Below are 14,755 nucleotides of genomic sequence, written 5' to 3'. Positions count from 1 at the left end.
TGCGGGGCGCTCAGCGCGGCGCCTCGATCGTCTCGATAATGCCGGTCACGACATCCTCGATCCGGCGGCCGTCGATTTCGGCGGCGGGCGAGAGGATCAGGCGGTGGCGCAGCAAGGCGGGTGCGAGCGCCTTCACATCGTCGGGGATGACGAAGTCGCGGCCGTCGAGCGCGGCGCGGGCGCGGGCGGCGCCGGCCAGCATGGCGCCAGCGCGCGGGGACGCGCCGCTTTCCAGATCGGCGACGTCGCGCGTGCCACGGATGAGCGCGAGGATATAGTCGATCACTTCATCGACCAGACGGACTTCGTTCACGACGGCGATGGCTTCCGCAATGCGGGCGGCGTCGGCGACGGGGGTAACGCCCCATGTTTCCGGCGTCATCGCATGGGTGCGCGCGCCATGGGTGGCGACGATCCGCCGTTCCTCCGTGGCGCTGGGATAATCCACGCTCTGCTTGAAGAGGAAGCGGTCGAGTTGCGCTTCGGGCAGCGGATAGACGCCCTGCTGCTCGATCGGATTCTGGGTCGCAACGACCATGAACCGCTCGCTCAGGGCCAGGCTTTCGCCGTCGATGGTGACTGTGCGTTCCTGCATCGCCTCCAGCAACGCCGCCTGTGTCTTGGGCGGGGTACGGTTGATTTCGTCGGCCAGCAGCAGTTCGGTGAAGATCGGCCCGCGCGTCAGGGTGAACTGGCTGGTCTGGAAATTGAACAGGTTCGCGCCGATGATGTCGCCGGGCATCAGGTCTGGCGTGAACTGGATACGGCCGAAGTCGAGGCCGAGCGCGCGGGCGAAGCTGTGCGCGATCAGCGTCTTGGCGGTGCCCGGCGGCCCTTCCAGCAGGATATGACCGCCAGAGAAAAGCGCGACGAGCATGAGGTCGACCGTCGCCTCCTGCCCCACGACCGCGCGGGCGACCTCCTGCCGGATCACCTGACCAAGCGCCTGTACGTCGGTCACATTCATCAGCTCTTGTCCTTCTGCCAATCATGGAGCGCCTGCGCGGCATCGCGCAGGCTGTGTCGGTCGCTCGCCGCATCCGCCGCCTGCGCAAGGTCGGTGAAACGGTGCGCGCCCTTCAAACTATCGAGATACTGGTCGAGCGCCTGATCGCGCAGCCGTGCAGGCGCACCGAAGGCACGGGCCGCCCGTTCGCGGATGACGGCGGCATAGCGACCGCCGAGGCGCGATTCGCGGCCGGCCTTGCGGATCAGCAAAGCGCTGTTGTCGACCAGTGCGGTCTTGCCGAAGGCGACGGCGCGGGTCCGGGCGCGGGGCGGGCCGAAGCGGCCAAAGGCGTGGAAGCCGGCCAGCAGCAGCGTCGCGACGATCGCCAGCGTCATCGCCAGGAAGGGCGGTTCGAACAGCAATTTCAGCGGGCTGCGCGAATGGCCGAGACCGTTCATCGACACGTCGAAGGCGATGCCTTCGGGATCGGTGCTGTTCAGCCAGTCAAGCAGCGCCAGCGCGGACCGCGCCTGCGCCAGATCCTTCATGCCGCGATTGTTGAGCAGGTCGGGATCGGCCAGAACGAAGAGCGGCCCCTGCCCCACCTGCGCCAGCACGATGCCGCCGCGCCCGTCGGTCAGCAGCGGATGGAGGTCGCGCCACCGGTCCTGCTGCTGCTCATTGTCGGGATCGATGCCGGTGATGACCTGCACCGGGCGCGGGGTCCAGAACCGGCCGGGGACGCCATGGGACGTCAGCACGCCGCCGCCGCTTTTGCTTTGCCGCATGGTGAAGCGGACGCCGGGGGCGAGGACGCCGATCGGCTCGTCGAGCGGGAGCAGCCCCTGATAGCGCGCCCAGCCGGCATGGCCCTCATCCGGCACGGTGCGCCATTTGGGCAGGACGAACAGGGTCGGCCGGGTCGCGCGCTGGATCAGCGCCTGGCTGATGTCGGTCGCGCCGGTTTCGGGCGTGACGACCAGCAGATCCTCCGTCTCGAAATCATGGGCGTTGCGGACGATGCGGGGATTGCGGCCGGTTGCCTCCGCCAGCTTCACCAGCGCGGCATAGCCGGTGACGGCGTTGGACAAGGCATGCGCCCCGCCATTGCGGCCCGATCGCAGGTCCGGCGCATAGGCGCCCAGCACCAGCATGCCGACGAAACCGGCGATGCCGATCGCCAGCATCAGCGCGACGGTGCGGCCGCGAAACAGGCCGGCGTCGCTGGCCGGGCGGGTGGCGGCGATGTCGCTCATGCCGCCCAGTTCCGCGTCTGGGCGAAATCGGCATAGGCGTGGCGGCAGCGGTCCCATTCCGTAGCATCGATAGGGCGACCGCCGAACAGGCTGCGTTCGACCGCCTGCGCGATCTCCGTGAAGAGGCGGCGCGGTGCAGACGGGATGCCAGGCGCGCGGGCGAGGTCGCGGCTGGTGAGAGCGGGGCGGACGATCTGTGGCCGGCGACGGGCCATGTCCTCGACACTGCGCAGCAGGAGGTGATGCACGGCTTCGGCATAGCGGCCCTGCCCGGCGAGCGCGTCCGCCTCCTCCAGCCAGGCGCGGGCCGGGGCGGCGTCGGGCGTCCAGTCCTCCTCCGCCGCTTCCATCGATTGAGCGGTGCGGCGGCGACGCCATTGCGGCAGGCGCCATTCGCCATGGCGGATGCGGTCCACCACGATCCAGAGGATCAGCAGCGCCAGCGCGGCGATGATGGTCCACAGGAAGATGCGCGCATAGGGCGCGTCGGGCATGAAGCTGCCGATCCAGTGCAGGAAACGACCGACCGGCGCCAGCACCTCTTCCAGCCATTCGCCCAGTGCCTTGAGCCAGGCGGGCGGTGGCTGGCGGCCTGGGGCCGGCATCATGTCGAACTGAATATCGCCACCGGACCGCAGCGCGTCATGCGCCGCAGCCAGCCTGTCGTCCGATTGCGAATCTGGTCCGGCCATTGCTGCCCACCCCCGTTGGCCTGCGACCCTAGCGGCTGGAGACGGTGGCGCAAGTCATTCAAAGGATGACAAAGTCCGACAGATGAGACAGCATGGCGCAGGGTTTATCAACGGGGGTATCCGCATGGCGACGCAGGCAATGGCAGATGAGGGGCCGTCCTTTTCGATCGGGACGGTATTGGGGCGGGCATTCGGCACGCTGGGCAGCAATCCGGTCGCGACCTTCGGCATCGCCTTTCTGTTCGGGGCGGTGCCGCAGGCGCTCTACAGCTATTTCATCGGATCTTCGCTGGCGGTGGCCGACCGGGGCAGCACGATCGCGGTGATCGCCGTGTCGATCGCGGCCTTCATCGTCTTCATGCTGCTGTCGACGCTGGTGCAGGGCGCGCTGGTGCGCGCGACGCTGGCCCATGCCAAGGGCGAGAAAGCGAGTTTCGGCGCGTGCATCGGCACCGGCCTGTCGATGGCGGTGCCGCTGATCGGGCTGACGCTGCTGATAGTGCTGGGCCTGTTCGCCGGCTTCATGCTGCTGCTGGTGCCGGGGATCATGCTGTTCATCATGTGGTCGGTCGCCGCCCCCGCGCTGGTGGCGGAGGAAAGCGGCGTCTTCGCGGCGTTCGGGCGCAGCCGTTACCTGACCAAGGGCGCGCGCTGGCGGATCTTCGGTTTGGAGATCCTGATGATGATCCTGTTGTGGCTGGTGTCAGGCCTGCTGGGCGTCCTGATGATCACGGGCGGGATGATGCCGACCGTTACCAATGGCGCGGTGCAGCTTTCACCGACCTATCTGGCGCTGTCGGCCGTCACCAACACGATCTTCATCGCCTTGTGGAGCGTGGTGCATGCCAGCCTCTATACGTCGCTGCGGAACTGGAAGGATGGCCCGCAGTCGCAGGATCTGGCGGATATCTTCGCCTGATACGGCCAGGGACCGCTAGCTCAACAGGTCGTTGAAGCGCCGGTCCCATAGCGCCTTTGCGTCGAAGCCGCCCTGTGCCACGCCGAAGCGGCGGAACAGGTCGGCGGCCCCCTGCTGGTCGGCGATCGCCTTGTCGTCGATCGGCACCAGCCGGGTCTTGGTCTTCTTCAGGCGGCGCCATTCCAGATAATAGGACCGGTCGATGCCGGTCGCCTTGGCCAATATGTCGGCCCATTGCTCGTCATGACTTTCCATCCAGTCGATGGTGGCACGGAAGCGGAGCAGATAGTCGCCCAGGTCGCGGGCCTTGTCCGCATCCTCGATCGCGGCGCGGTTGGCGATGACGACGCCGTTGCCGGCATAATCCCCCTCCGCCAGCGCCACCAGATGGCCGCCATAATGGCGCTGCGCCAGGATCGTTTCGATCCCCTGCGTCACCCAGAAATCGAGCTGGCCCGAGGCGAAGGCGGCAGGCAGCGTGTCGCGGGCCAGGCTGACGGGGGTGATATCGTCCCATTTCAGCCCCTGCTGCTCCAGCAATTGCAGCAGATAATGGTGATAATTGGACGAGCGCAGATAGCCCACGCGCCGGCCCTTCAGATCGGCAGGCGAGCGGGCGGCCAGCCCCTTGCGCGCGACGAGGCCGAGCAGGCGCGCCTGCGCATCGGAGCGGATCAGCGCGACGATGCGATTATCCTTCAACGACCCGCCCCAGATGGTGAGCGGAATGTCGGTGAAGTTGGAGCCGGCATCCAGTTCCCCGCTGCTGATCGCCTGAAGCGACAGGTCGAAGGGCAGGATGGCGTAATTCACCGCATAGGGCGTATCCCCCTGCCCCGCGACGTCGAAGAAATTCTGATAACCTTCCTTCGTCGTGGAGATGCCGAGCGTGCGCCCCTTGGCCGTCGCGCAGCCCGGCAGGGCGAGTGCTCCGGCCAGCCCCATGCCGGCACCCAGCAGCGCACGACGGGTGAGGCCGGACTTAGAAACGCCAGGTTGCGCGGGCATAATAAAAGCCTCCGTAAAAGCCGAACGGGCTGTTCGACGCATAATATTGCGAGCCGCTGCTGTCGGCGATGGTGCTGCGTTCGGGATAAACGTCGAACAGATTGTTGGCGCCGACCGCGAAATCGAATTTGGACGACAGGTGCCAGTTCGCTTCCAGATCGGTGATCCAGCGCGCGCCATAATGCTGGTCGTTGACCGCACCGGCGGTGAGCAGTTGGACCGAGCCATAGCGTTGCACGCGCAGGTTGAGGCTGACAGGCTCCGTATCCCAGAGCGCGCCCAGGATCAGCTTGGTGCGGGGATTGCCGACCTCGATATAGCCCTGCGCCACGCGATCGAAGAGGGTCAGGTTGAGGCTGGCCAGTTGCGATGGCGTGGCGGCGATGTCGGTGATTGTGGTCTTGTTATAGTTGAAGCCGAGCGACCAGTTGATCTTGCCATAATCGCCCAGATTTTGGGCATATTGGCCGACCACATCGACGCCCAGCGTACGGGTGTCGATGGCGTTGGTGTAGTAATTGACGATCTGCCCCGTTTCCAGCCCGTTGGCGGCGAGGATGGCGTTGACGCCGGTGCCGGACAGTTGGCCGGTCTGGGAAATACGATCCTTGAGCCAGATGGCATAGCCATCGACCGTCAGAGTCGCGCCGGGCGAGGGCGTGAAGGACAGGCCGCCCGACAGGTTCACCGACTTTTCGGGCTTGAGCGGCTTGGCGCCCAGCGCGATGCCGGCCGCGCTGTCAGGCTTGACCGTGCGGGTGGTGGTGAGGCCGGTGATGACGCCATTGACGATCGAATAGCCCCGAGCGGCGCTGGCAAAACCCTGCTGCGTCAGAGATGGCGCGCGGAAGCCGTTGCTGACCGTGCCGCGCAGCGCCAGCGTGGGCGTGAGTTCGACGCGGGTGGTGAATTTGCCCACCACGACATTGCCGGCGCTGTCGTCATAATGTTCGAATCGGCCGGCGACGCCGACATCCCAGCCCGGCAGCAGCTGGGTGGACAGGTCGACATAGGCGGAGATATTGTTGCGGCGCAGGTCGGCGGCGTCCTGCGGCAGGATGGTGATGCCGCCCTGCGCACCGATGGCGGCGGCCTGACCCGCGAAGGGGCTGCCGACCGGATAGATATAGCCGCCATTGGCATAGGCCGCCTCATCCTGCACGATCGTCTGATAGCGCTCGTGTCGGAACTCCGCGCCGACCGCGACATTGAGCGGCGACGCCAGCCCAATGTCGAAGCCGCGACGGATATCGGCATTGCTGGTCCACTGGTCGAAGATCGCGTCGAACGTGTCGAAACGGGTGGGACTGTCCGGCCCCAGCGAGGGGTTGAGCGTATCTTCCATGCCATTGTCGGCATGGTGACGGCCGAAGGTGGAGCTGACGTCCCAGTCCCAGGCGCCGGCCTTGCCCTTCAGGCCCGCCAGAACCTGAAAATCCTTGTCGGGGAAGCGGCCGGTCGGCTGGATCACATCGTCGTAAAGCTCGGGGATGAAGCTGGTGCTGTTGGGCAGGCGGTAAGTCTGGCCGTTCTTGATGTTGCGGATGCCAAGCGTGCCATAGCTGTAGAGCGTCGTGGTGCCGCCTTCGCTGAGCGGCAATTCGGCATTATAGGCCGTATAAAGCGCCTTGGTCCGGGCCAGGCCGCCGCGCGTCAGGTGACGGTCGCGGGTCGCTTCGCGCGGGTCGGGCTGGCCGTTGATCTTGGGATAGATCTGGACGGTGGCGAGGCCGGGGCGGAAAGCGAAATCCTGGAAGAAATAGTCAGCCGACAGGTTGAGGAAGCCCTCATTGGGCAGGCGGAAACCGTGGTTCAGGCGAATCTGCGCCTGTTCGCCGTCGCTTTCATAACGCTGGCCGCCATAGAGGGTGGCCGATCCGCCCGAAGCGTCGCTCTTGAGCACGATATTGATGACGCCCGCGACCGCGTCCGACCCATATTGCGCCGCTGCACCGTCGCGCAGGATTTCGACGCGGGCGATGGCGCTCATCGGGATCTGGTCGAGATCGACGGCATTGGCGCCCGAAGCCTGCGCCGTGGTGGGCAGCGGGATCGAACTGGGATGGCGGCGCTTGCCGTTGACCAGCACCAGCACATGGGCGCCGGACAGGCCGCGCAGGCCAGCCGGGCGACCGAACGTGTTATAGGCGGCGTTGGAGCCGGTATCGACCTTGAAACTGGGTACGAGTGCGGACAGCGCGTCGCGCAACTGGCCTGCCGCACCGCCGGTCTGCACCAAAGCGTCATTGCCGACGACGTCGATCGGCGCGGTGCTTTGCGCCACGGTGCGGTCGGCGCTGCGGCTGCCCAGCACGACGATGTCGGCCCCGGCAGCGGCATCTGCTTCGGGTGCGTCGGCGGCGATGGCGCTGCCCCCCCAGGTCGCAGAACTCAGAAGCGCGAGCGTCAGCGCGCGGCGAAAAGATGCAGTCATGATGCCCCCGATATTCTTGTGTCGGGGATCGGCTAGGGTAAGCCATGGGACGCGACCAACGAGAAGCACGCATCCCCACATTGGTTCTGCTCAACCCTGATGGATTGAGGCGGGCGTGGCGACCGGTGAGCGGCGCTCAATGCTTTGGCATTTCGCATAAGTCGCGGTGCGATCCGCGTTGGAACCGATCGGCTCTCGCTCCCTATGCCCTGCCCGACAAGGAAAAAGGGGCAAGACCATGCTACATTATCGGGCGCGCAAAAATATATCGGCTTTCACCCTCACCCTGCTGGCCAGCGGGGCCGCACTGGCTCTGCCGGAAGCCGCACAGGCGCAAACGGCGGCCCCGGCTGCGGACGCTGCGGAAGGTGGCGATGCCGGCGTGGCGAGCATCGTCGTCACCGCCCGCTATCGCAAGGAAGATGCGCAGAAGGTGCCGATCGCGATCAGCGCGATCAGCGGCGACGCGATCACCTCGCAGGGTGCCTTCACGCTGAAGCAGTCGATCCAGCAACTGCCCAGCCTCAACATTCAGGGGTTCAGCGGCCGCAACCAGACCATCACCATTCGCGGTATCGGCACCAATGCGGGCGGCACCAATGACGGGCTGGAACAGGGCGTCGGCCTCTATGTCGACGGCGTGTACCGGCCGCGCACCGGGTCGGTCATCACCGACCTGATCGACGTCGACAGCATCCAGTTGCTGCGCGGGCCGCAGGGCACCTTGTTCGGCAAGAATACCGTCGCCGGGGCGATCGACATCAAGACGCGCGCCCCCAGCTTCACCAACGAGGCAAAGGCCGAGGCGACCTATGGCAATTATGATTATTTCCGTGGCTATGTCAGCCTGAACGCGGCGCTGAACGACGAACTGGCGTTTCGCGTGTCATATCTGCGCACCTCGCGCGGGGGCCTGATCCACAACACCGTCTATGATGAGGATTAGGACAATCTGGACAATCACAGTGCGCGGTTCGACCTGCTCTACAAGCCGACCGACAATTTCCGCCTGCGCTTCATCGCGGACTATTCGATCCAGAAAGGCGATGTCGGGTTCCAGAGCATCGCCAAGGTGCTGCCCACCACGCTGAACAACGGGACGGAGGTGCGCGGTTTCTATCGCCGCGCCGCCGATGTCGGCTATGTGCCGGGCAGCGTCAACGCCTTCGACCGGCAGGTCGATCTGGACGGCAATCAATATGACAAGATGCCAAGCTACGGCTTTCAGGCGCAGGCGGACCTCGACCTGACCGGGGTGACGGTGACGTCGATCACCGCCTATCGCAACTGGAAATGGATCCCCAATTATGACGGGGACCAGATCGGCGCGGACATTTCGCCATTCGGCGTGGTGGATACCGACCAGCAGCAGTTCAGCCAGGAATTCCGCGTCGCGTCCACCGGCGAGCGCACGGTCGATTTCAGCGCCGGCCTCTATTTCTTCTGGCAGGAGGCGGACGACAAGCAGCGCAGCATCTATGGATCGGATGCCGTCGCATGGCTGCGCACGGCGAACACGCCGACCGCGACCGTGTCACCATTGCCGGCCGCGATCCTCGACGGCCTCGAAGCCTACGCCCATGTCGTGCCAGCGACGCACAGCTATGCCGCCTATGGGCAGGCGACCTGGAACATCTCGCCACGCTTCCGCCTGACCGGCGGCCTGCGCTATACCTATGAGCATAAGACCGGCCTCTATGATGCGGAGGCGCGCGGCGATGTCACGCCGATCAGCGAACTGCCAGCGGAATATCAGGCGACGGCGATCGCGTTGCGGGCCGCCTATGCGCCGACCGCCAGTTACTATGTGAAGCGCAACAGCGACAATATCTCCGGCACGCTGATCGCGGCCTATGATATTTCAGACAATGCCCATGCCTATTACAGCTATGCACGTGGCTATAAATCGCCGGGCATCAATCTGGTGCGGCAGAGCGCGGGCGTCGATATCTTCGTGAAGCCGGAGAAGGTCGATGCGTTCGAACTGGGGATCAAGACCCGTTTTGCCGGCGGCGCAGTGGAACTGAACGGCGCGCTATTCTGGACCGAAGACAAGAATTATCAGGCCAATTATGTGAACACGCTGGTGTCGCCGGCCGTGTCCTACATTGCCAATGTCGGCACGCTGCGATCGCGCGGGATCGAACTCGACGCGCGGGTCGCACCGCTGGAGGGGCTGAGCGCAACCTTCGCCGCCACCTATAATGATGCGAAATATACCAAATATACCAAATATACCAATGCGGTGCCGGACTATCTCAACAGCTACAAGACGTCGGTCGACCTGTCCGGGCGGCAGGCGTCGGGTGCGCCCAAATGGGCGCTGGGCGGCACGGTGGACTATGTCCATGCCGCCGGTGGCGACCGTGAGGCCTATGTCGGGGCGGACGGCAGCTACCGCTCCAGTTTCCGCGCGGCGGTGAACCTCGACCCCTTCTCGCGCGTGCCGGGCTATGCGCTGTTCGGCGCCCATGCCGGCGTGCGGCAGAGCGAGGGCAAATGGGATTTGTCGATCTGGGTCCGCAACCTGTTCAACAAGGATTATTACAACACGATCAGCGTCAATTCGACCTATGGCGTGGCGATGGCCTCGATCGGCGAGCCGCGCCTTTACGGGCTGACGCTGCGCGGCAAGATCTGAAGCGTTCTTGAAGGATCAGCCGCCGGTAACAACCGGCGGCGGGTCGAAGACGGTGAGGCGCGGCGGTTCCCCGGTGAACCGCCGCGCTTCGATCAGGCAGGTCTGGGCGACGCAACCCTGCGACAGGCCGGACGCGCCGCGATCGAGCGTCAGCACATTGGGATTGCCATGGCGTTCGAGATCCGGGCCGGGATCGAACCAGGCGCCGGTCGCCAGCCGGGCCACGCCGGGCATGATCGCATCGCTCAGGATCGCGCCGGCAAGACAGCAGCCGCGATCGTTGAACAGCTCGACCAGATCGCCATCGACAATGCCGCGCGCGCCGGCATCCGTCCGATTGAGATAGACCGGCTCGCGCCCTGCGACCTTGCCCGCCCGGCTATAGGGGCTGGCGTCCAACTGGCTGTGCAGCCGCCGTTCGGGTTGGTCGGAGAGGAGGTGGAGCGGATAAGTTCCAGCCTTTTCGTGGCCCAGCCACTCATAGGGTTCCAGCCAGACCGGATGGCCGGGGCAATCGGGTAGCGCGAAACCGGCGATTTTCTCAGAGAAAATCTCGATCTTGCCGGATGGCGTAGACAAGGGATGGGCCGAGCAATCGCGGCGGAAATCGGCGTGCATGACGTGGGGGGCGTCATGGACCGACAGGTCGATCAGGCCATCCTCCCAGAAATGATCGAAATCGGGCAGGTTGATGCCGGTCGTGGCGATCTTTTCCACGCTTTCGTCATAGATGCGGCGGAGCCAGTCGAGCGTGTCCAGCCCTTCGGTAAAGGCCTGTTCCACGCCGAGGCGCCGGGCGAGCGCGGCGAAGATGGCATGGTCGTCGCGCGCTTCGCCCTGGGGCGGCACGGCCTGGCGCATGGCGACGAACAGCCCCTCGCGCGTGGCAAAGCCGATATCGTCGCGCTCCAGCGAGATGGTCGCCGGCAGGACGATGTCGGCCTGCCGCGCGACCGGGGTCCAATGCTGTTCCTGCACGATGATCGTGTCCGGCCGCGCCCAGCCCTGCCGCAAACGATTTAGATCCTGATGATGATGGAAGGGATTGCCGCCGGCCCAATGGACCAGTCGAATGTCGGGATAGACATGGACCCCACCATTATAGGTGAAGCGATCGCCCGGATGCAGTAGCATGTCGGTGACGCGGGCGCAGGGGATGAAGGCGGACACGCCGTTGCGTCCCTGTGGGAAGACCGGGCCGGGCAGGCGCGGATGCGCGCTGCCCATGACGTTCATCGCCCCATAGCCAAGGCCATAGCCGCCGCCCGGCAGGCCGATCTGCCCCACCATGGCGGCCAGCGTCACCAGCGCCCAGAAGGGCTGTTCGCCATGGGCGGCGCGCTGCAAGGCCCAGGCGCAATTGAGCATCGTGCGATGGCGCAGCAGGTCATGGCCCAGCGCGGCGATCTGCGCGGCTGGGACACCGGTGATCGCGGCAGCCCAGTCGGGCGTCTTGGGCGTGCCGTCCGCCTCTCCCAGCAGATAGGCGCGGAAGATGTCGAAGCCGACCGTGTGGCTGTCGAGGAAGCTGCGGTCGAACAGCGGATCGTGCAGGACCACCCAGGCGAGCGCCAGCATCATCGCGGTATCGGTGTTCGGGCGGATCGCGATCCATTCGCCCGCGTCCCCATCGCCGAGATTGTCGCCGACCGGACCGATATTGATGATCCGCGCGCCTGCCTCCCGCAGCTTTTTGAGGCCGCCGCGCACGCGGTGCCGTCCCGCGCCGCTGGAGGAGACGCGCGTATTCTTGAGCGGAACGCCGCCGAAGCTGACGAACAGGGTGCAATGCGCCTCCAGCACGTCCCAACTGGTATGCGACGCATTGCTGTCGTCCATGCTGGTCGCGATGTGCGGCATCAGTACACGGCCGGCGCCCAGGCTGTAGCTGTCGACGCTGCGGACATAGCCGCCCAGCATATTGTAGAAGCGGTGCAACTGGCTTTGCGCATGGTGGAAGCGGCCGGCGCTGGACCAGCCATAGGAGCCGCCGAAAATGGCCTCATTGCCATGGTCGCGCTGTACCCGCGCGATTTCGGCGGCGGTGATATCCAGCGCCTCGTCCCAGGGGAGTTCGACGAAAGACTCTTCGCCCCGGCCTTCTCTCGTGCGCCCCTCCAGCCAGCCCTTGCGAATCGCCGGACGCGCGATCCTGAGCCGGGTCACGCTGTCGTCCAGTTGGTCGAGGCCGATCGGATTGGGATCGGGATCGATGCGCAGCGGTGTCAGGCGCGGGGCCGCGCCGGCGGGGTCCGCCGCCACCTCATAGACGCCCCAATGGGCGGCCGAATAGCGGGTCATGAAAAGCTGGTGTCGAACAATGGCCGGACGTCCAGCTTGCGGTCGATCACTTTGGCGCGGAAATAGCGATCGGCGGTTGCCTGCTGCTGGGCGATCAGCGCCTCATCGACTTTGGCCGGGAAGCGGTCGGCACGGCTCTGCATGATACGCAATATGTCGAGCGCGAGGCCCGTATCCTTGTGCATCAGTTCGACATAGGCATCGCGGTTCCTGGCCGACCATTCCCAACCGCTGTAAAGTCGGTCGTGATAATCCTGGAGCAGCGTGCGCTTGTCGGCGATCGCGCCTTCCCGCCCGAACATCAGTCCGTATCCGGGGACCAGATCCTGCTTGCCGGACAGGATGCGGGCGCCCTCCTGCTCCGCCATGGCAGCGTTGGGATCCCAGATCGCCCAGGCATCGACCGCGCCGCTCTGCAAGGCCGCGCGCCCATCCGAGGGTGAGAGGAAGGCGAAGCTGACCGTATCATAGGGCTGGTCATAGGCCTCCAGCACGGCCAGCACATGATTATGGCTGACCGATCCGCGCGGGGTCGCGACCTTGCGCCCGGCCAGATCGGCGAGCGAGCGGATACGCGAATCCCGACGCACCAGCACCACCGGCCCCATGCCGCGCGTAGCCTGCGCGCCGATCGCCTTTATCTTCGCATCGGTACCGGCGGCGAAGATGAAGGCGGAATCCCCGCCGATGCCGCTGTCGATCGCACCGGCATTGAGTGCCTCCAACAGGGGCGCGGCATTGGGGAATTGCGACCAGACGATCTCATAGGGGACATCGTTCAACCGTTTTGCCCCCTGCAACACGACCCGCGATCCGCCACGCTGATCACCGACGAACAATTTGCCCACCCCACCCGCGCCATTGCCAGCACAGGCGGACAGGAGCGAGCCGGCGAGAAGGCCGAGAGCGTGACGGCGGGACAGACAGATGGACATAGGTAAGGCCGCTTTCGAAAAGAGACCCGCAGCCTAGCAGCGGGAAGCACTGCTGAAGCATGACGATCCCAAATAAGCTGGCGATTACTGCTCAGGCCCGGATACGCAGGAAGGGTAAGACCGATTGACGCCAGATACCCATATCAGCGCCTTTTCCCCATGGCCATTCCGGGGCAGAATCGATTCGCTGCGGATATACTGATGGCTTTGGCTGAATACTTCCTTCTCTGGCGACCAGGCAGCATCCACAATCGGCAATCCAGAAAATTCTCTCTCCGGGAACAACCTGTCATGGGAGAAGCTGCCATTGTGACCGATCAGATACTGATCCGAATTTATACAGAGTGCCTAAACTCTGGAGGAATTACAGAAATTCCCAATAATCTGTCTCATTCCGACAAAGGTAGAATAATTAATATTGCATTTACCATGAAATCCGTCCTTATTTCCGCAAAGGAAGAGGGGGTCTGAAAAGCCACGAAACCTGCTGGGGTCGCATCCAGACGGATTTTGGGGTGATTCAGTGTATCTGCTAAACAGATTTACAAAGATGGCTGCCGAGGTCGCGCTTCCCATTCCGCAGGCGAAGCGGGACGTTCGCCTGCGTCTCTACATCAAGTTGCTCGTTCTCGACTGTATCATCATTGGCGCCGTATTCCTGGCGGTGGGCGACCTGTTCGGCCCGGAATGGATGGCACTGGACAAGATCAACCTGATGGCGATGGTCATTCCGATCTATGTCGGCATTGCCATCAAGGGGAACGCCTATTCGCTACAGGCACTTGCAAAGCCCTTTCCCGCCGCGGCGCAGGCGATTCTCAACATGATGTTCGCGATGCTGGCGATCCAATGCGTCCTGTATTTTGCGCATGTAAGCGACGAAATTTCACGCTTCTCCTTTGCAGTCGCCTTGATTGTCAGCGCGCTGCTGCTGGCAGCCCTGCGCCGGCCTTTTGCGCGCTATGCGATGCGCCGGACCGGAGGCAAATTGACCGATGACCTGATTCTGGCGGACGGTGTAATAATCGGAGAGGAGACCGGCAGTTTTCTCGCCAATGCGGAACTGCACAACCTCCGGCCCGACCTGCATGACCCGCAGATGCTCAATCGTCTCGGCCGCTGGCTGCGCAGTTTCGATCGCGTGGTCATAGCGTGCCTCCCCGAACGGCGCCATGCCTGGGCCATCGTGTTGCAGGGCGCAGCCGTGCAGGGGGAAATCATGCTAACCGATGCCCGCGAATCCGGCGCGATCGGGCTGGGACAATGTATGGGGCATGACACGCATGTCGTGTCGAGAGGGCCGCTGAGCATGTCGAGTCGCGTGCAGAAGCGCGCCTTTGATCTGGCCATCACGGTACCAGCGATCATTGCTCTCGGTCCGTTACTGGTGCTGGTGGCGATCGCCATCAAGCTGGAAAGCCGGGGACCGGTCCTGTTCCTTCAAGAGCGGGTAGGTTTGGGCAATCGACTGTTCAAGATCGCCGGTCGACCGCCGGTAGAGTCAGGAAGTGGCGCGGTGTCGTGCGGCGCGCCTGTGGGGCTTGCCAGACGGTCCGTTTCCACTCCCTGCTCATCGAACCGGACGTGCAGATCTCCCGCATCCGGCTCTCGGACAAGATA

General features: G+C 64.5%; 12 protein-coding genes. 5 read left to right on the top strand and 7 right to left on the bottom strand.

Translation table 11 applies throughout. The annotated features are described in order from the left end of the window. Positions 1-10: 10 nt before the first annotated feature. From RQH62_RS11060 to RQH62_RS11050, 3 genes are read right to left on the bottom strand one after another with little or no spacing between them, the layout of a single operon-like run. On the bottom strand, positions 11-967 hold the full coding sequence (locus RQH62_RS11060; protein ID WP_311268816.1) for a MoxR family ATPase: 957 nt from the start codon (positions 965-967) through the stop codon (positions 11-13). Continuing rightward, entirely contained in the window at positions 967-2,205 is a 1,239-nt protein-coding gene (locus tag RQH62_RS11055) for a hypothetical protein (protein ID WP_311268815.1), read from the bottom strand. Before RQH62_RS11055 ends, RQH62_RS11060 begins: the two co-directional genes overlap by 1 nt. After that, on the bottom strand, positions 2,202-2,897 hold the full coding sequence (locus RQH62_RS11050) for a DUF4129 domain-containing protein (protein ID WP_311268814.1): 696 nt from the start codon (positions 2,895-2,897) through the stop codon (positions 2,202-2,204). The genes RQH62_RS11055 and RQH62_RS11050 overlap by 4 nt, the downstream gene beginning before the upstream one ends. Positions 2,898-3,021: 124 nt before the next feature. Between RQH62_RS11050 and RQH62_RS11045 the strand changes: the two genes are divergently transcribed. Beyond that, positions 3,022-3,816 carry a hypothetical protein gene (locus RQH62_RS11045; RefSeq protein ID WP_311268813.1) on the top strand — a complete coding sequence of 265 codons (795 nt, stop codon included), beginning with the start codon at positions 3,022-3,024 and terminating at the stop codon, positions 3,814-3,816. A gap of 15 nt (positions 3,817-3,831) precedes the next feature. Here RQH62_RS11045 and RQH62_RS11040 read toward each other — a convergent pair whose 3' ends face one another. After that, positions 3,832-4,824, bottom strand: coding sequence for an ABC transporter substrate-binding protein (locus tag RQH62_RS11040; RefSeq protein ID WP_311268812.1), 993 nt, complete (start codon positions 4,822-4,824; stop codon positions 3,832-3,834). After that, positions 4,799-7,258 carry a TonB-dependent receptor gene (locus RQH62_RS11035; protein ID WP_311268811.1) on the bottom strand — a complete coding sequence of 820 codons (2,460 nt, stop codon included), beginning with the start codon at positions 7,256-7,258 and terminating at the stop codon, positions 4,799-4,801. The genes RQH62_RS11040 and RQH62_RS11035 overlap by 26 nt, the downstream gene beginning before the upstream one ends. Before the next feature lie 238 nt (positions 7,259-7,496). Here RQH62_RS11035 and RQH62_RS11030 point away from each other — a divergent pair, with 238 nt between their 5' ends. Together RQH62_RS11030 and RQH62_RS11025 are read left to right on the top strand one after the other, a co-directional pair. After that, complete coding sequence (locus RQH62_RS11030; RefSeq protein WP_311268810.1) at positions 7,497-8,204, top strand: TonB-dependent receptor plug domain-containing protein; 708 nt, start codon at positions 7,497-7,499, stop codon at positions 8,202-8,204. 126 nt (positions 8,205-8,330) lie between these two features. Further along, the gene (locus RQH62_RS11025; protein ID WP_311268809.1) at positions 8,331-9,899 is read left to right on the top strand and encodes a TonB-dependent receptor; all 1,569 of its coding nucleotides are present in this window, start codon (positions 8,331-8,333) and stop codon (positions 9,897-9,899) included. Between the two features lie 15 nt (positions 9,900-9,914). On the opposite strand, the gene RQH62_RS11020 is transcribed toward RQH62_RS11025, so the two are convergent. Together RQH62_RS11020 and RQH62_RS11015 are read right to left on the bottom strand one after the other, a co-directional pair. Continuing rightward, positions 9,915-12,200, bottom strand: coding sequence for a molybdopterin-dependent oxidoreductase (locus tag RQH62_RS11020; protein WP_311268808.1), 2,286 nt, complete (start codon positions 12,198-12,200; stop codon positions 9,915-9,917). Then, the gene (locus tag RQH62_RS11015; protein ID WP_311268807.1) at positions 12,197-13,135 is read right to left on the bottom strand and encodes an ABC transporter substrate-binding protein; all 939 of its coding nucleotides are present in this window, start codon (positions 13,133-13,135) and stop codon (positions 12,197-12,199) included. The genes RQH62_RS11020 and RQH62_RS11015 overlap by 4 nt, the downstream gene beginning before the upstream one ends. Positions 13,136-13,294: 159 nt before the next feature. Between RQH62_RS11015 and RQH62_RS11010 the strand changes: the two genes are divergently transcribed. Together RQH62_RS11010 and RQH62_RS11005 are read left to right on the top strand one after the other, a co-directional pair. Further along, positions 13,295-13,606 carry a hypothetical protein gene (locus RQH62_RS11010; RefSeq protein ID WP_311268806.1) on the top strand — a complete coding sequence of 104 codons (312 nt, stop codon included), beginning with the start codon at positions 13,295-13,297 and terminating at the stop codon, positions 13,604-13,606. Positions 13,607-13,685: 79 nt separating this feature from the next. Further along, positions 13,686-14,755: sugar transferase (locus RQH62_RS11005; RefSeq protein ID WP_311268805.1), on the top strand; the 1,070-nt coding region annotated here is incomplete at its 3' end.

Source organism: Sphingobium sp. WCS2017Hpa-17, from assembly GCF_031843765.1.
GTDB lineage: Bacteria > Pseudomonadota > Alphaproteobacteria > Sphingomonadales > Sphingomonadaceae > Sphingobium.
The sequence above is the reverse complement of the archived record's forward strand: the minus strand, read 5'-3'. Positions and strand labels throughout refer to the sequence as shown.